We start from the raw sequence: 286 nt of genomic DNA on the forward strand, positions 1-286 counted from the left end.
CCTGGATCTCCTGGTTCTCCTGGATACCAAGGTCCCCCTGGTGAACCTGGTCAAGCTGGTCCGGCAGGCCCTCCAGGACCTCCTGGTGCTCTTGGTCCAGCTGGTCCTGCTGGAAAGGATGGAGAGTCAGGAAGACCTGGACGACCTGGAGAGCGTGGACTGCCTGGACCTCCAGGTATCAAAGGCCCAGCTGGCATGCCTGGATTCCCTGGTATGAAAGGACACAGAGGCTTTGATGGACGCAATGGAGAAAAGGGAGAAACAGGTGCTCCTGGACTGAAGGGGA

1 protein-coding gene is annotated in these 286 nt (G+C 58.7%); it reads left to right on the forward strand.

The genetic code is table 11. From position 1 onward, the window contains the following. A partial coding sequence (locus tag E0702_RS16870) for a hypothetical protein (protein WP_306766934.1) occupies positions 1 to 217 on the forward strand: 217 nt, incomplete at its 5' end. Between the last annotated feature and the right edge of the window lie 69 nt (positions 218 to 286).

The sequence above is a fragment of the Halomonas marinisediminis genome, from assembly GCF_004347715.1.
In the GTDB taxonomy this organism is placed as follows: domain Bacteria; phylum Pseudomonadota; class Gammaproteobacteria; order Pseudomonadales; family Halomonadaceae; genus Halomonas; species Halomonas icarae.